This is a genomic window from Enterobacter cloacae complex sp. ECC445 (assembly GCF_021892025.1).
Lineage (GTDB): Bacteria > Pseudomonadota > Gammaproteobacteria > Enterobacterales > Enterobacteriaceae > Enterobacter > Enterobacter chengduensis.
This window is the reverse complement of sequence record NZ_JAKLRZ010000047.1, coordinates 1-26174: the sequence shown is the minus strand read 5'-3', so window position 1 is coordinate 26174 and position 26174 is coordinate 1. Positions and strand designations below refer to the sequence as shown.

Annotated in this window: 23 protein-coding genes and 5 tRNA genes; 18 read left to right on the top strand and 10 right to left on the bottom strand. The window is 56.7% G+C overall.

Features of this window, described 5'->3' with window-relative positions; all coding sequences use genetic code 11:
* Positions 1-316: 316 nt before the first annotated feature.
* Entirely contained in the window at positions 317-1936 is a 1620-nt protein-coding gene (locus tag L6R44_RS24095; protein WP_237425610.1) for an ABC-F family ATP-binding cassette domain-containing protein, read from the top strand.
* Between the two features lie 38 nt (positions 1937-1974).
* Here L6R44_RS24095 and L6R44_RS24090 read toward each other — a convergent pair whose 3' ends face one another.
* Positions 1975-2262, bottom strand: coding sequence for an HTH-type transcriptional regulator (locus L6R44_RS24090; RefSeq protein ID WP_032644477.1), 288 nt, complete (start codon positions 2260-2262; stop codon positions 1975-1977).
* Between the two features lie 332 nt (positions 2263-2594).
* Here L6R44_RS24090 and L6R44_RS24085 point away from each other — a divergent pair, with 332 nt between their 5' ends.
* Together L6R44_RS24085 and cspE are read left to right on the top strand one after the other, a co-directional pair.
* Positions 2595-3305 (top strand): DUF3053 domain-containing protein, encoded by a 711-nt coding sequence (locus tag L6R44_RS24085; protein ID WP_032644478.1) that lies wholly within the window; start codon positions 2595-2597, stop codon positions 3303-3305.
* 244 nt (positions 3306-3549) lie between these two features.
* Positions 3550-3762: a transcription antiterminator/RNA stability regulator CspE gene (gene cspE / locus L6R44_RS24080; protein WP_003860775.1), complete on the top strand. Its 213-nt coding sequence runs from the start codon at positions 3550-3552 to the stop codon at positions 3760-3762.
* A 58-nt stretch (positions 3763-3820) separates the two neighbouring features.
* On the opposite strand, the gene ghrB is transcribed toward cspE, so the two are convergent.
* From ghrB to L6R44_RS24050, 6 genes are all read right to left on the bottom strand, one after another.
* Entirely contained in the window at positions 3821-4795 is a 975-nt protein-coding gene (gene ghrB / locus L6R44_RS24075; RefSeq protein WP_237425609.1) for a glyoxylate/hydroxypyruvate reductase GhrB, read from the bottom strand.
* Between the two features lie 26 nt (positions 4796-4821).
* A complete protein-coding gene (locus tag L6R44_RS24070) occupies positions 4822-6102 on the bottom strand; it encodes an MFS transporter (protein ID WP_032644480.1) in 1281 nt (426 codons plus the stop codon).
* A 171-nt stretch (positions 6103-6273) separates the two neighbouring features.
* Positions 6274-7212 (bottom strand): sugar kinase, encoded by a 939-nt coding sequence (locus tag L6R44_RS24065; protein WP_237425608.1) that lies wholly within the window; start codon positions 7210-7212, stop codon positions 6274-6276.
* Between the two features lie 3 nt (positions 7213-7215).
* Positions 7216-7965 (bottom strand): sugar phosphate isomerase/epimerase family protein, encoded by a 750-nt coding sequence (locus tag L6R44_RS24060; protein WP_237425607.1) that lies wholly within the window; start codon positions 7963-7965, stop codon positions 7216-7218.
* 103 nt (positions 7966-8068) lie between these two features.
* Positions 8069-9085 carry a LacI family DNA-binding transcriptional regulator gene (locus L6R44_RS24055; protein ID WP_032644483.1) on the bottom strand — a complete coding sequence of 339 codons (1017 nt, stop codon included), beginning with the start codon at positions 9083-9085 and terminating at the stop codon, positions 8069-8071.
* Between the two features lie 179 nt (positions 9086-9264).
* Positions 9265-9927, bottom strand: a complete 663-nt coding sequence (locus L6R44_RS24050; protein ID WP_024909080.1) for an OmpA family lipoprotein — start codon at positions 9925-9927, stop codon at positions 9265-9267.
* Positions 9928-10139: 212 nt separating this feature from the next.
* Between L6R44_RS24050 and L6R44_RS24045 the strand changes: the two genes are divergently transcribed.
* Entirely contained in the window at positions 10140-12419 is a 2280-nt protein-coding gene (locus L6R44_RS24045; RefSeq protein ID WP_237425611.1) for a molybdopterin guanine dinucleotide-containing S/N-oxide reductase, read from the top strand.
* On the opposite strand, the gene L6R44_RS24040 is transcribed toward L6R44_RS24045, so the two are convergent.
* Positions 12382-12828: an N-acetyltransferase gene (locus L6R44_RS24040; protein ID WP_237425606.1), complete on the bottom strand. Its 447-nt coding sequence runs from the start codon at positions 12826-12828 to the stop codon at positions 12382-12384. The genes L6R44_RS24045 and L6R44_RS24040 overlap by 38 nt on opposite strands.
* Positions 12806-13387 carry a DNA-3-methyladenine glycosylase I gene (gene tag, locus L6R44_RS24035; protein ID WP_237425605.1) on the bottom strand — a complete coding sequence of 194 codons (582 nt, stop codon included), beginning with the start codon at positions 13385-13387 and terminating at the stop codon, positions 12806-12808. Before tag ends, L6R44_RS24040 begins: the two co-directional genes overlap by 23 nt.
* A gap of 161 nt (positions 13388-13548) precedes the next feature.
* On the opposite strand from tag, the gene L6R44_RS24030 reads away from it, so the two are divergent.
* The 9 genes from L6R44_RS24030 to dppF all read left to right on the top strand — a co-directional run bounded on the left by L6R44_RS24030 (position 13549) and on the right by dppF (position 24115).
* Entirely contained in the window at positions 13549-14247 is a 699-nt protein-coding gene (locus L6R44_RS24030) for an autotransporter domain-containing protein (RefSeq protein ID WP_032644488.1), read from the top strand.
* A gap of 238 nt (positions 14248-14485) precedes the next feature.
* Positions 14486-15688, top strand: coding sequence for an L-lactate MFS transporter (locus tag L6R44_RS24025; RefSeq protein WP_032644489.1), 1203 nt, complete (start codon positions 14486-14488; stop codon positions 15686-15688).
* 239 nt (positions 15689-15927) lie between these two features.
* Positions 15928-17622, top strand: coding sequence for a kdo(2)-lipid A phosphoethanolamine 7''-transferase (eptB, locus tag L6R44_RS24020; RefSeq protein ID WP_032644490.1), 1695 nt, complete (start codon positions 15928-15930; stop codon positions 17620-17622).
* Between the two features lie 91 nt (positions 17623-17713).
* Positions 17714-17790: transfer RNA gene (locus L6R44_RS24015), tRNA-Pro, on the top strand.
* 620 nt (positions 17791-18410) lie between these two features.
* On the top strand, positions 18411-20018 hold the full coding sequence (gene dppA, locus L6R44_RS24010) for a dipeptide ABC transporter periplasmic-binding protein DppA (protein ID WP_032644491.1): 1608 nt from the start codon (positions 18411-18413) through the stop codon (positions 20016-20018).
* Positions 20019-20179: 161 nt separating this feature from the next.
* Positions 20180-21199 carry a dipeptide ABC transporter permease DppB gene (gene dppB / locus L6R44_RS24005; RefSeq protein WP_023334097.1) on the top strand — a complete coding sequence of 340 codons (1020 nt, stop codon included), beginning with the start codon at positions 20180-20182 and terminating at the stop codon, positions 21197-21199.
* Between the two features lie 9 nt (positions 21200-21208).
* On the top strand, positions 21209-22111 hold the full coding sequence (gene dppC, locus L6R44_RS24000) for a dipeptide ABC transporter permease DppC (RefSeq protein ID WP_032644492.1): 903 nt from the start codon (positions 21209-21211) through the stop codon (positions 22109-22111).
* 10 nt (positions 22112-22121) lie between these two features.
* Positions 22122-23105, top strand: a complete 984-nt coding sequence (gene dppD, locus L6R44_RS23995) for a dipeptide ABC transporter ATP-binding protein (protein ID WP_237425604.1) — start codon at positions 22122-22124, stop codon at positions 23103-23105.
* Positions 23102-24115 carry a dipeptide ABC transporter ATP-binding subunit DppF gene (gene dppF / locus L6R44_RS23990; RefSeq protein ID WP_032644494.1) on the top strand — a complete coding sequence of 338 codons (1014 nt, stop codon included), beginning with the start codon at positions 23102-23104 and terminating at the stop codon, positions 24113-24115. Before dppD ends, dppF begins: the two co-directional genes overlap by 4 nt.
* A 42-nt stretch (positions 24116-24157) precedes the next feature.
* Here the strand turns inward: dppF and coaA are convergent, their stop codons facing one another.
* The gene (gene coaA, locus L6R44_RS23985) at positions 24158-25108 is read right to left on the bottom strand and encodes a type I pantothenate kinase (protein ID WP_032644495.1); all 951 of its coding nucleotides are present in this window, start codon (positions 25106-25108) and stop codon (positions 24158-24160) included.
* A 317-nt stretch (positions 25109-25425) separates the two neighbouring features.
* Between coaA and L6R44_RS23980 the strand changes: the two genes are divergently transcribed.
* The 5 genes from L6R44_RS23980 to L6R44_RS23960 form a co-directional block, all read left to right on the top strand.
* Positions 25426-25501 (top strand) — tRNA-Thr (locus L6R44_RS23980).
* An 8-nt stretch (positions 25502-25509) separates the two neighbouring features.
* Positions 25510-25594, top strand: a tRNA-Tyr gene (locus L6R44_RS23975).
* Between the two features lie 117 nt (positions 25595-25711).
* Positions 25712-25786 (top strand) — tRNA-Gly (locus L6R44_RS23970).
* 6 nt (positions 25787-25792) lie between these two features.
* Positions 25793-25868, top strand: a tRNA-Thr gene (locus L6R44_RS23965).
* A 118-nt stretch (positions 25869-25986) separates the two neighbouring features.
* On the top strand, positions 25987-26174 hold a 188-nt coding region (locus tag L6R44_RS23960; RefSeq protein ID WP_044347782.1), incomplete at its 3' end, for a GTP-binding protein.

Sequence of the window (26174 nt, the reverse complement as noted above, 5' to 3'; positions counted from 1 at the left end):
ATGTTAAAAAGTGTTCACCATGTCCCCGAACACCTGTCTACCATGTCCCCGGACCGTACACCCCAAAGGGGCGAGGGGATTGTTCACTGCTCGCATTAATTTGTGGGGATCCCTCAGCCCAAAGGGAGAGGGAGTATAAGTCGTCCAAAATTTAACCTTGAAATGGTCAACCCATTACCGCTATCCTTACTCCAGATAACGTTCTCGCCCTGGAGCGCCCCCCAAAAATGAACAAACACGACTGATGAATTTCGATCCTTGCTACTAAACGCCACCGCGTCGGCAGGGGATGTTTTGATTTCATTCAGGAGTGCTTATGGCTCATTTTGCGCAGTCCCCTTCTTTTATTCTGCATCAGGTCACCTGTCAGTTTCCGACGGGCGATACCCTCTTTGGTCCGCTGAATCTTTCACTGGAACCCGCCCTGTGCGCGCTGGTTGGCCGCAACGGCAGCGGGAAAACGCGTCTGCTGCGCCTGCTGGCGGGGCTTGATGAACCGGCAGGCGGGCATATCGAACGTACCGGAACGCAGGTCTATGTGGCGCAGCAGCAGGACATTTTGCCGGATACGACGCTCGCTGAGCTGCTCGGGTACGAAGCCATCTTCGCGGCGCGAGCGCGTATCGACAGCGGAGGGTATCAGCCTGATGATCTGGAAACGCTTGATGGCTTCTGGGATTTAGCAGAACGCCTGAGCGAGGCGTTTACGACTGCGAAGCTCCCACCGTTTGACCCAAATAAACCTGCCGGTGAACTCAGCGGCGGCGAGCGCATCCGCGCCCTGCTGTGCGGGGCGTTTACGGCTAACGCGGATTTTATGCTGCTGGACGAGCCCACTAACCATCTGGATCGACAGGGCCGGGCGTGGTTCTACGACCAGCTTGCCCGTTATCAGGGCGGCGTGCTGGTGGCCTCCCATGACCGCGAGCTGCTGGCTCAGGTACCGCGAATTCTGGAGCTGAGTCGCGCTGGCCTGCGCAGCTATGGCGGGAATTATGCGGATTATCAAACCCAGCGCGATGCCGAACAGCAGGCGGCCCGCGCGGCGCTGGAGCACGCGGCCACGGAGCGCAAACGCACCCGCGCGCGCATGCAGAAAGAGCATGATGACAGTCAGCGGCGTTCGGCAAAAACTTTGCGTACCGTCGATACCCTGAATATCGCGTCATTCGAACGCGTCAAATATAAAGGCGCGGCAAAGGAGCGGATCGGCTCCTGGAAAAAGCAGCACAGCGAGCAAAATGAGGCCCTGAACGCCGCGGTAAACAAGGCGCGTGAGCGGGTTGAGGACGATAACCCGGTGATGTTCACCCTGCCGGGGAGTCAGATCCCGGACGGAAAGCAGGTGCTGGTGCTGGAAAATCTGGTGCTGCCGCATGTGCCTGTTCCTCCGCTAAGCTGGCGGATGGATGGACCGATGCGCGTGGCGTTAAAGGGACCGAACGGCTGCGGAAAATCGACGCTGTTAAAAACCCTTCTCGGCGAGATTGCCCCCCGTTCGGGCACCTGTAAGGTTTCAGTCAGCTGCGCCTATCTCGACCAGCATCTCTCCCGTCTCGATCTTTCGCAGTCGGTTATGACGCATCTCAACTTGAGCCATACGCCGCTGGAAGAGGGCGTGCTACGAACGCGGTTAGCGCAGCTTCAGCTAGGTGTTGATAAGGTGACGCTCCCGCTGGCGGCACTCAGCGGCGGCGAGCGCCTTAAGGCCGCGCTGGCCTGCGTGCTGTGGCGCGCGGAGGCCACGCAGCTTCTGCTGCTGGATGAACCGACCAACCATCTGGATCTGGCCTCGGTCGAGGCCATTGAAGCGGCGTTGGCCGGTTTTCCCGGCGCGCTGGTGGTGGTATCACACGATGAGGCTTTTTTAAGAGGCTTAACGTTAACGCATGAGCTGGTGTGGGAAGAGGCGGGCTGGCATTGCGAAAGCCTGTAAACACAAGCCCCCGCAAAGGCGGGGGCGTTCAAACGTTACTACGCTATCTGTTTGCTGAGTGCAGGGTTAGCCTGAATCAGGCTCATCAGCTTTAGCTCGGTTGGGGTGGGTTTCTCTCGTTTTGACTCCCACTCCTGCACCATCGCCACGCTGACACCCATCGCTCTGGCGAATTCTTCGGTCTTCAGCCCTGTCCCTTTGCGCAATTGCTCGTATTCTGTAAAGGGATTGGATTTTTGCTGCAGGGTAATCGTCTGCGGTACATCTTTAAAAACGATCTGTTCCAGGCTGCTCAGCAGCTCAAACTCAGGATCTTTATATTCCATTGAGGACTCCTCTTAAATCTCACATCGTGATCAAGAACATCAGAGAGCCAATTAAGAATAGCCCCTAATGTTAACCCAGGATCGTCACGGGTGTGATTAATCGTGCGGTAACGATCGCTTTACCCGATTCAGCAATATGGACAGTTATGCTAATTCCCTGATTAGTCATACGTCGGCGTCGTCAGGTATTTTTTTGTAAATGGTAAGAAATAAATCGGCAATAGCCGTTTTGCATGAAAAAAGTATCTTGCAAGGCTGACCTGGACTATCCTTGTAAGCCGTCGGGCACGCGTGTGCCGGTGTGCGCTTTTTTGGGTGAAAGGAGTAATAAAATGGCGACAGGAAAGTCCTGCTCTCGCTGGTTTGCGCCTATTGCGGCGTTGTTGATGGTTGTTAGCCTGAGTGGGTGTTTTGATAAAGAAGGCGATCAGCGCAAAGCGTTTATCGATTTTCTGCAGAATACAGTGATGCGCAGCGGCGAGCGGTTACCGACGCTGACTGCGGATCAGAAAAAACAGTTTGGTCCCTTCGTGTCCGATTACGCCATTCTTTATGGGTATTCACAGCAGGTGAGCCAGGCGATGGATTCCGGTATCCGCCCGGTCGTAGATAGCGTAAACGCCATCCGCGTTCCGCAGGATTATGTGACGCAGCGTGAACCGCTTCGCCAGTCTAACGGTGCGCTTGGCGTGCTGAGCCAGCAGCTACAGAATGCGAAAATGCAGGCTGACGCGTCACGTTCTGCCCTGAAGCAGGGTGACGATCTCAAGCCGGTCTTCGACAAAGTGTATGAGAAAGTGGTGACTAAGCCTTCTGAAGCGCTGCAACCGCTGATCCCGGCCGCGCAAATCTTCACGCAGCAGCTGGTTCAGGTGGGCGACTTTATCGCCCAGCAGAATACGCAGGTGAGCTTTGTTGCGAACGGCATTCAGTTCCCGACCTCGCAGCAGGCAAGCCAGTACAATACGCTGATTGGGCCGCTGGCCTCCCAGCATCAGGCCTTCAGCCAGGCCTGGAGCGCCGCAGTCGCGGCCACAGAATAAACCGAAAACCCCGCTTCCGGCGGGGTTTTTTATTCATATTGAAAATAACGCTTGTCATTACGCTACCACATCGGTATAACTATCCCCGTCGGTTTGTTACACAGACCTAAAGCAGTTTAGTTAAGCAGTCCAGATTGTTATCCATAGATACCCTTCGTAGTGACCCTTCCTTCATCGCTTAAAAATCTGTAACGCAATCCATCAAGCCGGAAGGCACAATATATTTGTTAATTAAGGTAATTCTATGTCTGCTAAAATGACTGGTCTGGTAAAATGGTTCAACGCTGATAAAGGTTTCGGCTTCATCACTCCTGACGACGGCTCTAAAGACGTGTTCGTACACTTCTCTGCTATCCAGAACGATGGCTACAAATCTCTGGACGAAGGTCAGAAAGTGTCCTTCACCATCGAAAGCGGCGCTAAAGGCCCAGCAGCTGGTAACGTTGTAAGCCTGTAAGCTTCCAACCCAGTAGCACAAAATTCAAAAACCCGCCTTCTGGCGGGTTTTTTCGTTTCTACTGCTGGACCTGCGGGTTCACGCAGTTCTTATCCACCTTTCTACCCAGCGCGGCTATAAGGTTGTCTACTGCCGTCGCCGCCATGTTGTAGCGCGTCTCGTGCGTGGCAGAGCCGATGTGGGGCAGGGCAACGACGTTTGGCATGGTCAGCAGTGGCGAATCTACCGGCAGCGGCTCCTGCTCAAAGACGTCCAGACCTGCGGCGTGGATCTCACCGTTTTGCAGCGCTTCAATCAGCGCCTGCTCGTCCACCACCGGGCCACGACCCGCGTTGATGAAAATGGCGGATTTCTTCATTTTTTCAAACGCGGTTTTGCCGATCAGGTGACGCGTTTCGTCCGTTAACGGCAGGATCAGGCAGACAAAATCGGCTTCCTGCAGCAGGGTATCCAGCTCGCAGTAGCGCGCGTTGAAGCGTTCTTCGGCTTCATCGTGATGGCGGCGCGCGTTGTACAGTATCGGCATGTTGAAGCCAAAATGCGCCCGCTGTGCCAGCGCCAGCCCGATACGCCCCATGCCCACAATCCCCAGCGTTTTGCCGTGAACGTCCACGCCGAACCAGTCCGGGCCAATGCTTTTTGTCCATTCGCCCGCTTTGACGCGTTCGGCGACTTCCACCACGCGACGGGCCGTAGTGAGCACCAGCGCCATCAGCGTGTCGGCCACGGTTTCCGTCAGGGCATGTGGCGTATGCATCAGCAGGATCCTGCGGGCGTTCAGGGCCTCCACGTCGAAGTTGTCGTAGCCCACGGAAACGGTGGAGGTCGCACGAAGCTTCGGCATTTTCTCCAGCAGGGCGATATCCACTTTCTCGCTTGAACCCAGCAGGCCTTCGGCGCTGGCGAACGCGTCGGCGTGCTGCGCCACGGTCTCCGGGCGCAGGTCCTTCACCTGCGTGACGGTGAAGTGTTCTTCCAGGCGTTTCTGCAGATCTTCCGGCAGGGCTTTATACAAAATGACGGACGGCTTCATGCTAATCTCCGTTGATTTTTAAGGATTCAGGCGTGGCGTGCGCCGACTGGGTGCTGTTGATTATTAGCAGGCTTAACAATCAGAGTAAGCCACACCGAGGCGAAAAGCGCCACCCCCATAAAGATGTACGATGCGGACGGACTGCCGGTGGCACCGTTCAGGTACCCCACGAACCAGGAGCCGCAGAACGAACCCAGCGCGCCCATGCTGTTAATCAGCGCCATCGCGCCGCCCGCCACGTTACGCGGCAGCATTTCCGGGATGATGGCAAAGAACGGTCCGTACGGGGCGTACATGGCCGCACCGGCAATGACCAGCAGGGTATAAGAGGCCCAGAAGTGGTTCGCACCTACGGCCCAGGAGCCAATGAACGCAAAGGCAGCGATCAGCAGCAGCGGCCAGACGAACAGCTTGCGGTTTTGCAGCTTATCCGACGCCCACGAGGCGACGATCATGGCGATGGTCGCGGCCAGATACGGTACTGAAGAGAGCCAGCCCACTTCGACCATGCCCAGGTTCTCGCCGCCGCTGCGGATAATCGACGGCAGCCACAGCACAAAGCCGTACACGCCAATGCTCCAGGTAAAATACTGCGCGCAGAGCAGGATTACGTTACGCGAGCGGAAGGCTTCACCGTAGTTACGTACCGCCTTCAGACCCTGCTGTTCTTTGTCCAGCTGCGCCTGCAGCGCCGCTTTTTCATCTTCGGAAAGCCATTTCGCCTGGGCAGGCTTATCTTTTACCAGCACCCACCAGCAGAATGCCCAGATCACTGCCGGCACCCCTTCGATGATAAACATTTCGCGCCAGCCGAAGGACTGGATCAGATAGCCCGATACCACCGACATCCACAGCACCGTGACCGGATTACCGAGGATCAGGAAGGTATTCGCGCGCGAGCGTTCAGATTTGGTAAACCAGTTGCTGATGTAGATCAGCATCGCCGGCATGACCGCCGCCTCAACGACGCCGAGGATAAACCGAATGGCGGCCAGGGCAGGAATATTGTTCACCACGCCGGTTAGCGACGCGCAGGCGCCCCACAGGATCAGGCAGACGAAGATCAGCTTACGCACGCTGCGGCGTTCGGCGTAAATCGCGCCGGGGATCTGGAAGAAGAAGTAGCCCAGGAAGAAGAGGGCGCCCAACAGGGATGAAACGCCCTTAGTGATCCCGAGGTCTTCGGTGATCCCCGCCGCGGACGCGAAGCTGAAGTTGGCACGATCGAGGTACGCCAGGCTGTACGTGATAAACACGATTGGCATGATGTACCACCAGCGTTTTACTGCATTGGTCGAACTGTTCATAGGCTTGCCTCTGTTGTTGAGGTTGTTACCGCCGTTGTCTGTAGGGTACACGGTGGCTTGTTTTGTTGAGTGCGGTTTATGCTCCCCTCACCCTAACCCTCTCCCCAAAGGGGCGAGGGAATGACTTGCTCCCTCTCCCCCCTGGGGAGAGGGCCGGGGTGAGGGGAATGTTTATTCGTTAAGCTCTGCTCGTGTGGGTAATCCTTCGCTGTCGCCCTGCACCTGAATGGCAAGCGAGCCAATCTTGTTTCCGCGCGCGACGGCCTGCGGCAGCGTTTTGCCTTCCAGCAGGGCGCTAATGACGCCCACGGCAAAGCCATCGCCCGCGCCGACGGTGTCGACCACGTTCTCAACCTTCACCGCCGCGACCGCGCCCTGTTCGCCGCTGGCGGTTTTAAACCACGCGCCGTCGGCACCGGTCTTCAGCACTACCGCTTTAACCCCTTTATTCAGGTAAAAATCGGCAATGCCTTCCGGCGTGCTTTCGCCGGTCAGGATCGTTCCTTCTTTCAGGCCCGGCAGAACCCAGTCCGCCCTGAACGCCAGGCGGTTGAGCTTCTCGACCATTTCCGTTTCGCTCTTCCACAGCACCGGGCGCAAATTCGGATCGAAAGAGATCGTTTTACCCTGCGACTTCATTGTCGTTGCCGCATGATCCAGCAGGTCGTACGAGCTGGCTGAGAGCGCCGCCGCCACGCCGCTCAGATGCAGGTGGCGTGCAGAGGCGAAATAGTCGGCGTGATAGTCCTCTACCGAGAGGCGGCTGGCGGCCGATCCTTTGCGGAAATACTCCACGATGGGATCGGTTCCATTTTCGACTTTGGATTTAAGCTGAAAGCCGGTAGGGAAGCGTCCATCAAGGGTGACGCCCGCGGCATCAATCCCCTCTTTTTTCAGCGAATCGAGAACAAAATGGCCAAAGCTGTCGTCCCCCACGCGGCTGACCCAGCCCACGTTCAGGCCGAGACGCGCCAGGCCGGTTGCGACGTTCAGCTCTGCGCCCGCCACGCGTTTGATAAAGTGCTCTACCGCGCTCAGCTCGCCCGTTTCGGTGGCGACAAACATCGCCATGGCTTCGCCAATCGTGATGACATCCAGCGTCTTGTGCATGGTTTACTCCTCGCGCAGCAGGTTGACGTAATGGCGGGTCACGGCGGTGAGATCCGCCCCTTCCAGCGGGAACTCGATACCGCGCGGGGCATCGGCAGGCAGCTGGTCGAGCAGATCAAGCCAGCGGCCATCGGCACGGTCCGGCGCCACGGCGCGGAAGTTGTCTTTATGCGGCACGGCGGCCTTAACGTGGATATAGCTCACCGCAGGGGCCAGGTGGCGTGCGGCTTCTTCGGGGGAGTCGCCCACCCACAGCCAGTTGCCCATGTCGAAGGTCAGCGTGACGGGGAGCGCCATTTCGCGGCTGGCGGCCTGGAAGCGCTGCATCGGCGCAAGCTGTCCGCAGTCGGTCTGATCGTTCTCCACGACCAGCGCCATGCCGCTTGCGTTCAGCAGGGTACGCAGGGCGTCGAGAGGCTGCGCGTCGCGGAAATGGCCCAGAGAAACCTTCAGCCACAGGGCGTTCAGGGTGCTGGCCTCGGAGAGATAGCGGGGCAGGTCCGGGTTGAGGGTGCCGTCGGGCATAAACAGGGCGGCGGGCGCTGAGTAGCACGCCAGCAGGCCCAGCAGCTCAATGGATTCTCCCAGCGCGGACAGCGCCAGCAGCTCTTCGCTGTTGAACAGCTCCCGGCGGATCTCCACGCCGTCGGCGCCCGCACCCGCAATAACGGGAAGCATTGCCCGCTGACCGCCCGCCTGTCGCACCTGTTCCGCACCGTACGCGGCGGTAACCACCATAATTTTCCTGCCCATCTTCGGACTCCATCGCAACATATCAATACTATTACGCTAGATGGAACCGGTTCCAAAGGAAAGGTCAGGATGTTGAATTTATGATCGGTATCACAAGGGATAATTAACGCGCGGTAGAGCCGCGAACGATCAGCTCGCCGGAGAAGACCTGCTCGCGAACGGCCTCGCTGGTGCCTTCAATGCGACGAACCACCTGTTCAACAGCAGCATAGCCAATCTGCCAGGTGGGCTGTTTGAGGGTGGTAATGCCGACGCCGGCCAGCTCCGCCCACTCCAGTTCATCAAACCCCAGCAGGCCGATATCGCTGCCCCAGTGCAGGCCAATGCGCTTAAGGGATCGGGCGACCTGAAGCGTTAGCGCTCCGTTGGCGGAGATAACGGCTTTGCGCATCCCGCGGTGGCGCGTGTGGAACTGGCGCAGGGCGTTGTCGAGCTGCCCGGCTTCGTGAAGCGGCGTTTCGGCATTTTCGGCGATCACGCCGGGATATCGCTCCAGCGTGGCGCGAAATGCGCTCAGGCGTTCGCGACGGGTGTTGACCATCCCTAACGGCTCGCTCAGAAACAGGATGGCCTCGAATCCCTGTTCGATCAGATGTTCGGTGGCGGTCGTGGCGGCCTGGGTGTTGTCCAGACCGACCACATCGCAGGCAAATTCTGGAATTTTACGGTCGATGAGGACCATCGGCAGGGAGGATTGCTGCAGGCGGTTTAGCCCCTCTTCCCGCATGCCCACGGCGTTAACCACGATCCCTTCCACCTGGTAGCTGCGCAGCAGGTCGAGATAGTGCAGCTCCTGGTCGACCTCGTTGTTGGTATTACAGACCAGCGGCGTGAAGCCTTTCTCGCGACAGGCGGCTTCGATCCCGCTGAGCACGTTAACGGAGTAGGGGTTGGTGATATCGGCGATAATCAGCCCGATAAGGCGAGTGCGGCCACGTTTGAGCCCGCGCGCCATCAGGCTGGGACGGTAGTCGAGATCGGCAATGGCTTGTTCAATTCGCGCCAGCAACGCATCGGACAGCAGGTGTTTTTCGCCGTTAAGGTAGCGCGAAATGCTGGTTTTACCGGTTTTGGCGGCTTTCGCCACGTCGCTGATGGTGGCCCGGGCTGGTTTGCTCATCGCTGATTTCCCTGTATTTAGTGAGAATACCTTAGCGGGAAAATCGGACGAAGCAAGCACTTTGCCCGGTGGCGCTGCGCTTACTTGGGGGTCGGTCTGGCGCGCTCACCCCAACCCTCTCCCACGGGAGAGGGTGCAACCACTAAAAACGGCAACGAGCGTTGCCGTTTTGTTTTTACCTACTGAATTGGGCTTAACGTAATCTCTACGCGGCGGTTCTGCGCTTTGCCTTCCGCCGTGCTGTTGCTGGCGATAGGGTTGGCAGGGCCCATGCCGCTGGTGCGGATGCGGTTCGCTTCAACGCCCTGGGTAATCAGCGAGCTGGCCACGGCGTCGGCGCGCTGCTGGGACAGACGCATGTTCAGATCCTGGCTGCCGGTGCTGTCGGTGTAGCCCATCACGTTCACGGCGGTCTTGTTGTACTCTTTCAGCACCATCGCCACGCCGGTCAGGGTGTTTGCTCCCGCCGGTTTCAGCGTTGCGCTGCTGCTGTCGAAGGTCACGTTGTTTGGCATGTTCAGGATGATGTTATCGCCGCTGCGCGTCACGCTGACGCCGGTGCCCTTCATTTTGTCGCGCAGTTTCGCTTCCTGCACGTCCATGTAATAGCCGACGCCGCCGCCGAGCGCTGCGCCCGCCGCTGCGCCAATCAGCGCGCCTTTGCCGCGGTCTTTCTTGGAGGAGGAGAGTGCCCCAACGCCTGCGCCGACCAGCGAGCCGATACCCGCGCCAATGCCGGATTTACCCGCTTCGCGCTCACCGGTGTAAGGGTTGGTTGTGCAGCCAGAAACAGCCAGAGCACCGCTCACCAGAGCGGCAATAACGAGTACGCGTTTTTTCATCTTCTTTCCTTAATCCTTTTTATTCTTTGCCACGGCGAGCGTGGCAGTTGATTATGACGTCCAGATACGGAGAAAATTCCGGGTATAACTCTGAAATTTGTGACAAACCATAAACGGCCTCAGCAAGAAGGCCGTAAAACCTGCACGCAACCAGGAGCGCACGCTTGAGCACCTCAACGAAAACCATTCTGACCGCCGCCCACTGGGGGCCGATGCTGGTCGAAACCGATGGCGAAAATGTTCTGTCGTCCCGCGGAGCACTGCCAACCCAACATCCCAACTCGCTACAGACCGTCGTTCGCGATCAGGTGCACAGCAAAACGCGCGTGCGCTGGCCGATGGTGCGTAAAGGTTTTCTGGCCTCGCCGGACAAGCCTCAGGGTATTCGCGGTCAGGATGAGTTTGTTCGCGTGAGCTGGGATGACGCGCTGGCGCTGATCCACGCCCAGCACAAGCGCATTCGCGACAGCTATGGTCCGTCGTCCATTTTCGCCGGGTCTTACGGCTGGCGTTCGAACGGCGTGCTGCATAAGGCCTCGACGCTGCTGCAGCGCTACATGAGCCTGGCGGGCGGCTACACCGGACATCTGGGGGATTACTCCACCGGCGCGGCGCAGGCGATCATGCCGTACGTCGTGGGAGGAAACGAAGTGTACCAGCAGCAGACCAGCTGGCCGCTGGTGCTGAAGCACACTGACGTCGTCGTGCTCTGGAGTGCTAACCCCCTTAACACATTGAAAATTGCCTGGAATGCCAGCGACGAGCAGGGCGTTGGCTATTTCGACGCGCTGCGCAAAAGCGGCAAGCGCATCATCTGCATTGACCCGATGCGCTCTGAAACCCTGGATTTCTTCGGCGACAGCGCCGAGTGGATCGCCCCCCACATGGGCACCGACGTGGCGATGATGCTGGGTATCGCCCATACGCTGGTCGAAAACGGCTGGCACGATGCCGACTTCCTGACGCGCTGTACCACCGGCTTTGATAAATTCGCCGACTACCTGACGGGCCAGTCCGATGGCGTGGCGAAAACGGCAGAATGGGCGGCAGATATTTGCGGCGTTCCTGCGGAGAAAATCCGTGAACTGGCGGCTTTGTTCTATAAAAACACCACCATGTTAATGTCCGGCTGGGGGATGCAGCGCCAGCAGTTTGGCGAGCAGAAGCACTGGATGCTGGTCACCCTTGCCGCAATGCTTGGGCAGATCGGCACGCCGGGCGGCGGTTTTGGTCTCTCCTATCACTTTGCGAACGGCGGTAACCCGACGCGCAAAGCGGCGGTGCTGGCGTCTCTGCAAGGCTCGGTGCAGGGCGGCGTGGATGCCGTGGATAAAATTCCGGTGGCGCGGATCGTGGAAGCGCTGGAAAATCCCGGCGGTTTTTATCAGCACAACGGTCTCGACCGCCACTTCCCGGAGATTAAGTTTGTCTGGTGGGCGGGCGGGTCGAACTTCACGCACCATCAGGATACCAATCGCCTGATCCGCGCCTGGCAAAAGCCGGAGCTGGTGGTGATCTCCGAGTGCTTCTGGACCGGTTCGGCAAAACACGCCGATATCGTACTCCCGGCGACCACCTCGTTTGAGCGGAACGATCTCACCATGACCGGCGACTACAGCAATCAGCATATGGTCCCGATGAAGCGCGTGGTGGCCCCGCGCGACGAGGCGCGTGATGATTTCGACGTGTTTGCTGAGCTGAGCGAGCGGTGGGAAGCGGGCGGTCGCGCGCGTTTTACCGAAGGGAAAAACGATCTGCAATGGCTGGAGACTTTCTACCAGATTGCCGGACAGCGCGGTGCGGCGCAGGGCGTGACGCTCCCGCCCTTTGCGGCGTTCTGGGAGGCGAACCAGATTATCGAAATGCCGGAGAGCGAACAGAACGCGCAGTTTGTCCGTTTCGCGAATTTCCGCCGCGACCCGGAGAACCATCCGCTGAAAACCGAGAGCGGCAAGATTGTGATCTACAGCGAGCGCATCGCCAGCTTTGGCTACGCCGACTGTCCGCCGCATCCTATGTGGCTCGAGCCGGACGAGTGGCACGGCAACGCCCAGCCGGAGCAGCTGCAGGTGCTGTCAGCGCACCCCGCGCACCGTCTGCACAGCCAGCTTAACTATACGTCCCTGCGCGAGCGGTATGCGGTCGCCGGGCGAGAGCCGATCACGCTGAATACCCATGACGCAAAAGCCCGCGGGATTGCGGACGGCGACGTGGTGCGCGTCTGGAACGCGCGCGGGCAGGTGCTGGCAGGGGCGGTGGTGAGCGACGGGATTAAGCCGGGCGTGATCTGCATTCATCAGGGCGCATGGCCTGACCTCGATCTCGCCGAAGGCGGGATCTGTAAAAACGGCGCGGTTAACGTGCTGACCAAAGATCTCCCCAGCTCGAAGCTGGGGAACGGTTGCGCAGGGAATACGGCGCTGGCCTGGGTCGAGAAATATCAGGGGCCCGAGCTTACCTTAACGGCGTTTGATCCGCCTGCCAGCTCATGATCCACGTCGGGTGCTGCGTGTCATCCTGCCAGGCGCTGTCTTCAATGCGAAAGCCCTGAGCATGGTAGAAATTCACCGCCCGCACGTTTTTCTGGTACACCTCCAGAGTGAGGTGCGGGAAGCGCTGTTGAACATGGTTCAGCAGCGCGCGCCCGATGCCTTTCCCGATGCATGACGGCGCCACAAACAGGGCGCCGACAAACTGAGACTGCATCACGCTGATAAATCCGCACGGTTCGCCGTCCTGTTCCCAGACCCAGGTTTCCGCCGACGGCAGGTAAACGTCCCGCACCATGGCCTCGTTCTCTTTCCAGTAACCCGGCGCGATAAACGGATGCGCTTCCGTGGTGCTTTCAAGCCACAGGCTCAGAAGCGGCGCGGTATTCTCATTTTGCCATTTGCGGATCATGATGACCTCCCGGATGACAGAAGCAGCCGGTAACGTGGTCGTTGACCAAGCCACAGGCCTGCATAAAGGCGTAGCAGATGGTGGAGCCGACAAACTTAAAGCCGCGTTTTTTCAGGGCCTTCGAGAGCGCATCCGAGGCCGGGGTGGAGGCAGGGATCTCCGCCAGCGTGGCGGCCCGGGTGAGCTGCGGCGCGTTGTTCACAAACGTCCAGACAAATTCTGAGAACGGTTCGCCGTTTTGCTCCATCGCCAGATAAGCGCGTGCGTTGCCGATGATGGCCTGGATCTTACCGCGATGGCGGATGATACCGGCATCCTGCACCAGCCGTTCCACGTCCTCATGGGTCATTGCGGCCACGGCGACAGGATCGAACTGATGGAAGGCGTTGCGGTAGTTTTCGCGTTTCTTCAGCACCGTAATCCACGATAATCCCGCCTGCTGGCCCTCCAGGCAGATCATCTCAAAGAGCTTTTTGCCATCCGTTTGCGGCACGCCCCATTCCCGATCGTGATAGTCGATATAAAGCTGATCCTGGCTTACCCAACCGCAACGTTCCATCCGTCTTCTCCCTTATTGATACTGATTTCGCAAAAATTTCGTTCTGACCGGCTTGACGTGTTTACTATAAAGACAATAGTTAATACAGGGCTATGTGCTCTTAAGCTCTTCCTGAATAACGACAAATATCGCCGAATTCGGCTCTCTCTGGGGTCGCGTTGATGATGATAAAAAAAATCAGTGGTCGCCATGCTGCTTCTGGCCTGGTGGGAATTTCTGTCTGCCTGTTTTTTTGTAATACAGCGTCTGCATGGCAACAGGAATATATCGTTTCAGACGCCCAAAATAATACGGCGGAGCGCTATACATGGGACGCGGATCACCAACCGCGTTATGAGGATATTCTGGCTGAGCGTATTCAGTCCTCGCAAAGCGCGCCGGGTCTTGCCCTGAATTTACCGTCCGGCAGCGCGACGGAAGGGGCAATGAGCGCGGGCTGGAATTTTCCCGTTTCCGCGCGTATCACCACCGGGCCGGTGGTGGCGTGGCGGTACGACGGCACGGCGCCCATGATGATCAACGAGTTTGGTGATAGCGCGTCGACGCAGGCGCTCATCGACCCGCTCTGGCATGCCAGCGTCAGCACGCTGGGGTGGCGCGTGAATACCCAGTACGGCGAGCTTCGCCCCTGGGCGCAGATTAGCTATAACCAGCAGTTTGGTGAAAACCAGTGGAAATCGCAGTTTGGCATGCCGCAGACGCCAGCCCCCGCCCAAAACGGTAGCTGGATGGACGTCACCGTCGGTACGGATATTCCGTTTAATACGCACATGGCTGCCTATGCGTCGCTGGCTCAGGGGGAGCACACCACCACCGGCGAGGAGTTTTTATACACCCTCGGCGTCAGCGCGAATTTCTAGAGTTGTTATTTTTTTAAACGTCACGATAACATCTCGAATACAATAGCTGCAGGCTTTACAGCGATAGCAGGTACTCACACGCTGTCGCTTTATTCCCGCACCAGGTCATTCATTCCCGATTCCAGGCATTTCATTCCGTTCTCCCTGCATTTCATGCCGTTTTACCCCTGGCGTATTAAGGTTTTATTTATCGTTGTCCTCAGCGAACTTCCTTAATTTCTCCTGCAGGACAACTGCCATGAAGACATCAACTTATAACCGCACGCGCTGGCTCACGCTCTTTGGCACCATCGTTACCCAGTTTGCGCTGGGTTCGGTCTATACCTGGAGCCTGTTTAACAGCGCGCTTTCCGACAAGCTTGGCGCACCGGTGAGCCAGGTTGCGTTCTCCTTTGGTCTGCTGAGCCTGGGCCTGGCGATTTCGTCTTCCGTCGCGGGCAAGCTGCAGGAGCGTTTCGGCGTGAAGCGCGTGACCATGGCATCCGGCATTCTGCTGGGGCTGGGCTTTTTCCTGACGGCGCACTCCAGCAACCTGATGATGCTGTGGCTAAGCGCCGGCGTGCTGGTGGGGCTGGCCGATGGCGCAGGCTACCTGCTGACCCTGTCGAACTGCGTGAAGTGGTTCCCGGAGCGTAAAGGTTTAATCTCCGCGTTTGCCATCGGCTCTTATGGCCTGGGCAGCCTCGGCTTCAAATTTATCGATTCCCATCTGCTGGCGTCCGTTGGCCTCGAAAAAACCTTTATGATCTGGGGTGCCATCGTGTTGGTGATGATTCTGTTCGGCGCCACGCTGATGACCGATGCGCCGCAGCAGGAGGTGAAATCCGTTAACGGCGTGGTAGAGAACGACTTTACCCTCGCGCAGTCCATGCGTAAGCCGCAGTACTGGATGCTGGCGGTGATGTTCCTGACCGCCTGCATGAGCGGCCTGTACGTTATCGGCGTCGCGAAGGATATCGCGCAGGGGATGGTGAAGCTGGATGCGGCCACGGCGGCCAATGCGGTGACCGTGATCTCCATTGCTAACCTTTCTGGCCGCCTGGTGCTCGGCATTCTGTCTGACAAAATCGCCCGCATCCGCGTAATTACCCTTGGGCAGGTGGTTTCGCTGGTCGGGATGGCGGCCCTGCTGTTCGCTCCGCTGAATGAAGCCACCTTCTTCGCGGCGATTGCCTGCGTGGCCTTCAACTTCGGCGGCACGATTACCGTTTTCCCGTCACTGGTGAGCGAGTTCTTTGGCCTGAACAATCTGGCGAAAAACTACGGTGTTATCTATCTGGGCTTCGGGATCGGCAGTATCTGCGGCTCGCTGATTGCTTCTCTGTTCGGCGGGTTCTACGTGACCTTCTGCGTGATATTTGCTCTGCTGATTATCTCACTGGCGCTCTCCACTACGATTCGCCAGCCGCAGCGTGAAGTCTTCAAAGAGGTGCATGCTTAAGCTGAATGAAAGAGGCCTCCGCGGCCTCTTTTTTCTTTATGTGAGACACTTCCCGCCGCGATATTTTGTAAAAATTTATCCCGATCACACTCTCTGCTGCCACTTTTCTCTCCCGCTGTGGTCTACTTACGGCGCTTGTAAACGTTTCTTAGAACGCTTCCTTACGCATTTACTTACTCTGTCTGCTTTCTCGATGAGATTCAGCGGGTTTTTATACCCCTTCCCCCAGGGTTGTTTGCATGAAATATATTAGGTCTCTTACCCAGCAAAGATTGTGTTTAATGCTGGCTGTCTATATTGGTTTGTTTCTGAATGGCGCGGTGCTGTTCAGAAGAGTGGAAGGTTATTTTGAACACCTCACCGTAAGAAATGGGATTTTCGCGGCAATTGAAGTGTTTGGTTCCGTTCTGGCGACCTTTTTCCTGTTACGCCTGCTCTCTCTCTTTGGCCGACGTCCGTGGCAAATCCTGGCCTCGCTGGTGGTGATTATTTCTGCTGCCGCAAGCTATTACATGACCTTTATGAACGTGGTCATTGGTTACGGTATCGTCGCCTCGGTGATGACTACCGATATCGACCTCTCAAAAGAGGTGGTTGGGAAAGGCTTTATCGTCTGGACGGTTTTAACCTGTCTCATCCCGCTGTTCTTTATCTGGAGCAATACGTGCCGCTATACGCTGTTACGCCAGCTGCGCACGCGCGGACAGCGGATCCGCAATATCGTCGTCGTCCTGCTAGCCGGTCTGCTGGTATGGGCGCCTATTCGCCTGATGGAAACGCAGCAAAAACGCATTGAGAAAGCGACGGGCGTGGATATGCCAAGCTATGGCGGCGTGGTGGCAAACTCCTATCTGCCGTCTAACTGGCTGTCCGCGCTAGGCTTGTATGCCTGGGCACAGGCGGATGAGTCCGGCGATGTGAAATCACTGATTAACCCAACTAAAAAATTCACCTATCAGGCACCGTCTGACGGCCTGGATGATACCTACGTCGTCTTTGTTATCGGCGAAACGACGCGCTGGGACCATATGGGCATTCTGGGCTATGACCGGGATACCACGCCGAAGCTGGCGCAGGAAAAGAACCTGGTGGCCTATCGGGGCTACTCCTGCGATACCGCAACGAAGCTCTCGCTGCGCTGCATGTTTGTGCGTGAGGGCGGTGCGAGCGATAATCCGCAGCGCACGCTGAAAGAGCAAAACGTGTTTGCCGTGCTGAAGCAGCTTGGGTTTAGCGCTGACCTGTTCGCCATGCAAAGTGAGATGTGGTTCTACACCAACACCCTGGCAGACAACATCGCGTACCGCGAGCAGATTGGCGCCGAGCCGCGTAACCGCGGTAAAAACGTCGACGACATGCTGCTGCTGAAAGAGATGTCGGAGTCCCTCAAAAGCCATCCACAGGGTAAGCATCTGATTATTCTGCACACCAAAGGGTCGCATTACAGCTATTACCAGCGCTACACGCGTGATTTCGCGAAGTGGCAGCCCGAGTGCGTAGGCATTAATAATGACTGCAGCAAGCAGGAGCTGATCAATGCCTATGATAACTCGGTGCTGTACGTGGATACCTTCCTGAGCCGGGTCATCGACCAGCTGCGCGATAAAAAAGCGATTGTGATTTACGCTGCAGACCACGGTGAATCCATCAACGAGAAAGAGCATTTGCACGGTACGCCGCGCAAGCTGGCGCCGCCGGAGCAGTTCCGCGTGCCGATGATCATGTGGATGTCGGATAAGTATCTGGAGAATCCGGAGAAGGCGAAGATGTTTGCTCAGCTGAAGAAAGAGGCGGAGATGAAGGTGCCGCGTCGTCACGTTGAGCTGTACGACACCATTATGGGTTGTCTCGGCTATACCTCACCTAACGGTGGGATTAACGAAAACAACAACTGGTGTAAACTCCCTGATAACACCGCAAAAGCCGCGCAGTAGCTGCTCTGGCGAGAATATCGCCAGTTGAATGGCTTTTTGAAAATAAGGGATTGACGGGGGCGCACCTCAGCAGTAAGATGCGCTCCGCATTCGGCGAGTAGCGCAGCTTGGTAGCGCAACTGGTTTGGGACCAGTGGGTCGGAGGTTCGAATCCTCTCTCGCCGACCACATTCTGAAAAGGGCTAACCGCAAGGTTAGCCCTTTTTGCATTAGCGGGTTACTCAACCCGACTGCCCAAAATGTCCCTTATCCTCGCTTAAGCCTGCCTGTTAACGATTTTGTGACATAATCCATTGTATTTTTTTATATATAGATTGATCTTTTTTCGCGTTACTTATGGATAACCTCAGCATTTTTCGCTGTGCGTTTTAACGTTCGCGGTATTTAGTGCTCAGATAATCACCATTCTGCAAGAAAATTTACCCATTCTGAATAAAAGTTAATCACTGATTGTTGCGAAATATGAAGATAGTTGTGCTGCAAGATGGCGAGTAGCATAAATTTCCCTGCTGAAAACTGGCGCATAGAGTTTTTTTAATCTTTGTTTGCGGTTTCTCACACTCAGCGTAAATGCCCGTCACCTGTATTGACGTTTTCACATTCTGTTGACAGATTGTAGGGCATGAGGGGCATTTCAGGGACGATCTGCGCTGCAACTCAAACGCTCTTCTGAAAGGATTCTCCATCCCTTTACTGCCTTCGGGCACCACCGACCGGACCGGGTAAAAAATAAATAAAGGTCTGGCGGCGTAACACAACAAAGCAAAACATCACATTGGAGCAGAATAATGAGTATTTCCTTGAAGAAGTCAGGGATGCTGAAGCTTGGTCTGAGCCTGGTGGCTATGACCGTGGCAGCAAGCGTACAGGCAAAAACCCTGGTTTACTGTTCTGAAGGCTCGCCGGAAGGCTTTAACCCACAGCTCTTTACCTCTGGTACGACGTACGACGCAAGCTCCGTACCGATCTATAACCGTCTGGTTGAATTCAAAATTGGCACCACGGAAGTGATTCCGGGTCTGGCTGAGAAGTGGGATATCAGCGAAGACGGTAAGACCTATACCTTCCACCTGCGCCAGGGCGTGAAGTGGCAGGACAGCAAGGACTTCAAACCGACGCGTGACTTTAACGCCGACGACGTCGTGTTCTCCTTCGACCGTCAGAAAAATGCCCAGAACCCGTATCACAAAGTGTCTGGCGGCAGCTATGAGTACTTCGAAGGGATGGGTCTGCCAGACCTGATCTCAGAAGTGAAAAAAGTGGACGATAACACCGTTCAGTTCGTCCTGACGCGTCCTGAATCGCCATTCCTGGCCGATCTGGCCATGGACTTTGCCTCTATTCTCTCTAAAGAGTATGCGGACAATATGCTGAAAGCCGGCACGCCGGAGAAAGTGGACCTGAACCCAATTGGTACCGGTCCGTTCCAGCTGCTGCAGTACCAGAAAGACTCCCGCATTCTGTATAAAGCCTTCCCTGGTTACTGGGGCACCAAGCCGCAGATTGACCGTCTGGTCTTCTCCATAACGCCTGACGCTTCCGTGCGTTATGCCAAGCTGCAGAAAAACGAGTGCCAGGTGATGCCATTCCCGAACCCGGCTGACATCGCGCGCATGAAGCAGGACAAGAACATCAACCTGATGGAGCAGGCGGGCCTGAACGTGGGCTATCTCTCCTTCAACACCGAGAAGAAACCGTTTGATGACGTGAAGGTGCGTCAGGCGCTGACCTACGCGGTGAACAAAGAAGCAATCATCAAAGCCGTTTACCAGGGCGCGGGCGTTGCTGCCAAGAACCTGATCCCACCAACCATGTGGGGCTATAACGACGACGTTAAGGACTACACCTACGATCCTGAGAAAGCGAAAGCGCTGCTGAAAGAAGCGGGTCAGGATAAAGGCTTTACCGTTGAGCTGTGGGCGATGCCGGTACAGCGTCCGTACAACCCGAACGCACGCCGTATGGCGGAAATGGTTCAGGCCGACTGGGCGAAGGTTGGCGTACAGGCCAAGATTGTCACCTACGAGTGGGGCGAGTACCTGAAGCGCGCCAAAGCGGGTGAGCACCAGGCGGTGATGATGGGCTGGACCGGTGATAACGGGGATCCGGACAACTTCTTCGCTACCCTGTTCAGCTGTGCTGCAGCGAAAGACGGTTCTAACTACTCCCGCTGGTGCTACAAGCCGTTTGAAGACCTGATCCAGCCGGCGCGTGCGACCGACGATCACAACAAACGTATTGAGCTGTACAAGCAGGCACAGGTTGTTATGCACGATCAGGCTCCGGCGCTGATTGTTGCTCACTCCACCGTGTACGAGCCAGTGCGTAAAGAAGTGAAGGGCTACGTGGTTGATCCACTCGGCAAACACCACTTCGAAAACGTATCTGTTGAATAATAAGTAGGGTGTTCTCCCTCTCCCTCTGGGAGAGGGCAGGGGTGAGGGGCGTGCATGCATCCCCTCACCCTAACCCTCTCCCAATGGGAGAGGGAATTTACATTTTTGAGCAATGCAGACGCCACGCCACTGGTCGTGCGTCATCAGAGAGAATCCGGGTTATGTTGCAGTTCATCCTCCGACGTCTGGGACTTGTTATCCCCACGTTTATCGGTATCACCCTTCTCACTTTTGCCTTCGTCCATATGATCCCCGGCGACCCGGTAATGATTATGGCGGGCGAGCGTGGTATTTCCCCTGAGCGCCATGCACAGCTGCTGGCGGAACTCGGTCTCGATAAGCCGATGTGGCAGCAGTACCTCCACTATATCTGGGGCGTGTTGCACGGTGACTTAGGGATTTCGCTGAAAAGCCGTCTTCCGGTGTGGGACGAGTTCGTGCCGCGCTTTAAAGCGACGCTCGAGCTTGGCGTCTGCGCAATGATTTTCGCCACTGCGGTGGGTATTCCTGTCGGGGTACTGGCTGCCGTCAAGCGTGGTTCTATTTTTGACCATACCGCCGTGGGCCTGGCGCTGACCGGTTACTCCATGCCTATTTTCTGGTGGGGCATGATGCTGATCATGCTCGTCTCGGTGCAGCTTAACCTGACGCCGGTCTCCGGGCGCGTCAGCGATATGGTCTTCCTGGATGACTCCAACCCGCTCACCGGCTTTATGCTGATTGATACGGCTATCTGGGGCGAAGAGGGCAACTTCATTGACGCCGTGGCGCACATGATCCTGCCTGCCATGGTGCTGGGCACCATTCCTCTGGCGGTGATCGTGCGTATGACCCGTTCATCGATGCTGGAGGTGCTGGGCGAGGATTATATCCGCACCGCGCGCGCCAAGGGCCTGACGCGTATGCGGGTCATCATCGTCCATGCGCTGCGTAACGCCATGCTGCCGGTAGTGACCGTGATCGGTCTCCAGGTGGGGACGCTGCTGGCGGGGGCGATCCTGACCGAAACCATCTTCTCCTGGCCGGGTCTTGGACGCTGGCTGATTGACGCGCTGCAGCGCCGTGACTATCCGGTTGTGCAGGGCGGCGTGCTGCTGGTCGCGACGATGATTATCCTCGTCAACCTGCTGGTCGATTTGCTGTACGGCGTGGTGAACCCGCGTATTCGTCATAAGAAGTAAGGGGCCATCATGTCACAAGTTACTCAAAATAAAGTGGTCGCTGCACCGGTTCCAATGACGCCGCTGCAGGAGTTCTGGCACTATTTCAAGCGCAATAAAGGCGCGGTGGTAGGGCTGGTGTATGTCGTTATCATGATCCTGATTGCGGTGTTTGCGAACGTCCTCGCACCGCATAACCCGGCGGACCAGTTCCGCGATGCGCTGCTCGCCCCGCCTGCGTGGCAGGATGGCGGTAGCCTGGCGCACCTGTTAGGTACCGATGACGTGGGCCGCGACGTGCTGTCGCGCCTGATGTACGGCGCGCGCCTGTCGCTGCTGGTCGGCTGCCTGGTGGTGGTGCTGTCCCTGATCATGGGGATCGTTCTCGGCCTGGTTGCCGGCTACTTCGGCGGCATCGTTGATAACATCATCATGCGTATCGTCGACATCATGCTGGCGCTGCCAAGCCTGCTGCTGGCGCTGGTGCTGGTGGCGATCTTCGGTCCGTCGATTGGTAACGCCGCGCTGGCGTTGACCTTCGTGGCGCTTCCCCACTACGTGCGCTTAACCCGTGCGGCGGTGCTGGTGGAAGTGAACCGCGACTACGTCACCGCGTCTCGCGTGGCGGGGGCCGGGGCGATGCGCCAGATGTTCGTCAATATCTTCCCGAACTGCCTTGCGCCGCTGATTGTTCAGGCGTCGCTCGGTTTCTCTAACGCCATTCTTGATATGGCCGCTCTTGGCTTCCTGGGCATGGGTGCGCAGCCGCCAACGCCGGAATGGGGCACCATGCTCTCCGACGTGTTGCAGTTCGCACAAAGCGCCTGGTGGGTTGTCACCTTCCCGGGTCTGGCAATCCTGCTGACGGTGCTGGCATTTAACCTGATGGGTGATGGCCTGCGTGATGCGCTTGATCCCAAACTGAAGCAGTAAGAGGCACGAGATGGCGTTATTAAATGTAGATAAATTATCGGTGCACTTCGGTGACGAGGGCACCCCGTTTCGCGCCGTGGACCGCATCAGCTACAGCGTAAATCAGGGCGAAGTGGTGGGCATTGTCGGGGAGTCCGGTTCCGGTAAGTCAGTGAGCTCGTTGGCGATCATGGGGCTGATTGATTACCCGGGCCGCGTGATGGCGGAAAACCTGCAGTTCAACGGTCAGGATCTGAAGCGCATTTCTGAAAAACAGCGCCGCCAGCTGGTGGGCGCCGAAGTGGCGATGATTTTCCAGGACCCGATGACCAGCCTTAACCCGTGCTACACCGTGGGTTTCCAGATTATGGAAGCGATTAAGGTGCATCAGGGCGGGAATAAGAAAACCCGTCGCCAGCGCGCGATCGACCTGCTGAACCAGGTGGGTATTCCCGACCCGGCGTCGCGTCTGGACGTTTACCCGCACCAGCTTTCCGGTGGGATGAGCCAGCGCGTGATGATCGCCATGGCAATTGCCTGTCGACCCAAACTGCTGATTGCGGATGAGCCGACCACTGCGCTGGACGTGACCATTCAGGCGCAAATCATCGAGCTGCTGCTGGAGCTGCAGCAGAAAGAGAATATGGCGCTGGTGCTGATTACGCACGATCTGGCGCTGGTGGCCGAAGCCGCGCACAAGATTATCGTGATGTATGCCGGCCAGGTGGTCGAGGCCGGGAGTTCGCACGATATTTTCCGCGCGCCGCGTCACCCGTATACCCAGGCGCTTTTACGCGCGCTGCCGGAGTTTGCCCAGGACAAAGCGCGCCTGGCGTCGCTGCCGGGTGTGGTACCGGGTAAATATGACCGTCCGCAGGGCTGTCTGCTTAATCCGCGCTGTCCGTATGCGACGGACAAGTGCCGGGCAGAAGAGCCAGAGCTGAACACGCTTGTTGACGGTCGTCAGTCGAAATGCCACTACCCACTCGATGATGCCGGGAGGCCAACACTATGAGTACGCAACAGGCCACCACGCAACAGCCGCTGCTGCAGGCCATCGATCTGAAAAAATACTACCCGGTGAAAAAGGGGCTGTTTGCTCCTGAACGCCTGGTGAAAGCGCTGGACGGCGTCTCCTTTAACCTCGAACGCGGTAAAACGCTGGCGGTGGTGGGGGAGTCGGGCTGCGGTAAATCCACGCTGGGCCGTCTGCTGACGATGATTGAAGTGCCGACCGGCGGCGAGCTCTATTATCAGGGGCAGGATCTGCTCAAGCACGATCCGCAGGCGCAGAAGCTGCGTCGTCAGAAAATCCAGATTGTGTTCCAGAACCCATACGGTTCTTTGAACCCGCGTAAGAAAGTGGGGCAGATTCTGGAAGAGCCTCTGCTGATTAACAGCAATCTGAGCAAAGAGCAGCGCCGTGAAAAAGCGCTGGCGATGATGGCGAAGGTTGGCCTTAAAACCGAGCATTACGATCGTTATCCGCACATGTTCTCCGGCGGCCAGCGTCAGCGTATTGCTATCGCCCGCGGGCTGATGCTCGATCCGGACGTGGTGATTGCCGATGAGCCGGTCTCCGCGCTCGACGTATCCGTGCGTGCGCAGGTGCTGAACCTGATGATGGATCTGCAGCAGGAGCTGGGGCTGTCTTACGTGTTCATCTCCCACGACCTGTCGGTGGTGGAACACATTGCCGATGAGGTGATGGTGATGTACCTGGGGCGCTGCGTGGAGAAGGGGACCAAAGACCAGATCTTTAATAACCCTCGTCACCCGTATACCCAGGCGCTGCTGTCTGCGACGCCGCGTCTGAACCCGGACGATCGTCGCGAGCGTATTAAGCTGACGGGGGAACTGCCAAGTCCGCTGAATCCACCGCCGGGATGTGCATTCAACGCCCGCTGCAGCCGTCGCTTTGGTCCGTGCACCCAGCTCCAGCCGCAGCTGAAGGATTATGGTGGCCAGCTGGTGGCCTGCTTTGCCGTCGATCAGGATGAAAATGGCGAGAAGCCACACGCATAACGAAAAAACCGGCGCAAAGCCGGTTTTTTTATGTCTGCTTGATTATTTCCGCAGTCGAATCTGATCGACGGCGTGCTTCTCGCTCTTGGTGAGGATCAGGCTCGCGCGCTCGCGCGTCGGCAGGATGTTCTCTTTGAGGTTCACGTAGTTGATCTCATTCCACAGCCCGGTGGCTACCTTAATGGCCTCTTCTTTCGAGAGCTGCGCATAGTTATGGAAGTAAGAGTCAGGATCGGTGAACGCCCCTTCGCGGAATTTCAGGAAGCGGTTGATGTACCAGTTCTGCAGCAGCTCTTCCGGCGCATCGACATAAATAGAGAAGTCGACGAAATCCGAGACGAATACGTGATGCGGATCGTGAGGATAGTCCATTCCGCTTTGCAGCACGTTCAGACCCTCCAGAATCAGGATGTCCGGCTGGACCACCGTTTTATCCCCATCCGGGATGCGATCGTAGATCAGGTGAGAATAGACGGGGGCCGTGACGTGCGGCACGCCGGATTTCAGGTCAGAGACGAATTTCACCAGGCGGTGCATATCATAAGAAAGCGGGAAGCCTTTCTTCTTCATCAGGCCGCGTTCTTTTAATACTTCGTTTGGATGCAGGAAGCCGTCCGTCGTGATCAGCTCCACGCTGCGGTGTTCCGGCCAGCGGCTCAACAGCGCCTGCAGAACACGCGCGGTGGTACTTTTACCCACGGCCACGCTGCCTGCGATACTAATGATATAAGGAATGCGTTGACCGTTCGTCCCGAGAAACTGCTCCAGCACGGCCTGACGGCGCAGGTTCGAGCTGATATAGAAGTTAAGCAAGCGAGAGAGGGGGAGATAAATTTCTGCCACCTCTTCAAGGGAGAGATCTTCGTTTATCCCTTTTAACCGTGCGATTTCACCTTCCGTCAGCGTCATAGGGACGGAATCACGCAGGGCAGCCCACTGGCTGCGGTTAAAGTGAAGATAAGGCGTCATTAACGTTTGCTCTTTTTTGCTCATAAGCATGCTTCAGTGAGCCCGCTCAATACTGCCGGACCGTGGCTCATCACACAGTTAATTTTGGACAATGGGCAGGAGGTTAACACCAGATGACACGAATAATAAGAAAAAAGATGGAAAGCGATGCGTAACGCGGATGCCGTCACGCTACCGTGAATACGGTGCAAATGACGCTGATATGTTGATTATTTGACCTCGAATGACTACTTTTACAGCGCTTGATCCGCTGTTCGCATAAAATGTGAGCGAAAGAACGTTTTATGCAATTTTTTAGTTGCATGACCGCGCAGGGATCCATAGAATGCGCGCTACTTGATGCCGACTTAGCTCAGTAGGTAGAGCAACTGACTTGTAATCAGTAGGTCACCAGTTCGATTCCGGTAGTCGGCACCATCAAGTCCGGTGGGGTTCCCGAGCGGCCAAAGGGAGCAGACTGTAAATCTGCCGTCACAGACTTCGAAGGTTCGAATCCTTCCCCCACCACCACTTTCTGGCAGCGTAAATGCCGCCGGAGCTGGTTGGAAAAATTAGCCAGCTCAAACTGAAAAAGAGAGAAATCTCTTTTTTTGTTACAGAAAGAACTGGGTAGCCGAGTTTCAGGATGCGGGCATCGTATAATGGCTATTACCTCAGCCTTCCAAGCTGATGATGCGGGTTCGATTCCCGCTGCCCGCTCCAATACGTGCTGATATGGCTCAGTTGGTAGAGCGCACCCTTGGTAAGGGTGAGGTCCCCAGTTCGACTCTGGGTATCAGCACCACTTCACTTCTCCTTCCCGTTTCTCTCTGTTTCAATTTTACTGTATTCAACAATTCAGGCATTTCGCCTGGTTGATGTGGTGATATCACCGATTTATCCGTGTCTTAGAGGGACAATCGATGTCTAAAGAAAAGTTTGAACGTACAAAACCGCACGTTAACGTCGGTACTATCGGCCACGTTGACCATGGTAAAACAACGCTGACCGCTGCAATCACTACCGTTCTGGCAAAAACCTACGGTGGTTCTGCTCGTGCATTCGACCAGATCGATAACGCACCAGAAGAAAAAGCTCGTGGTATCACCAT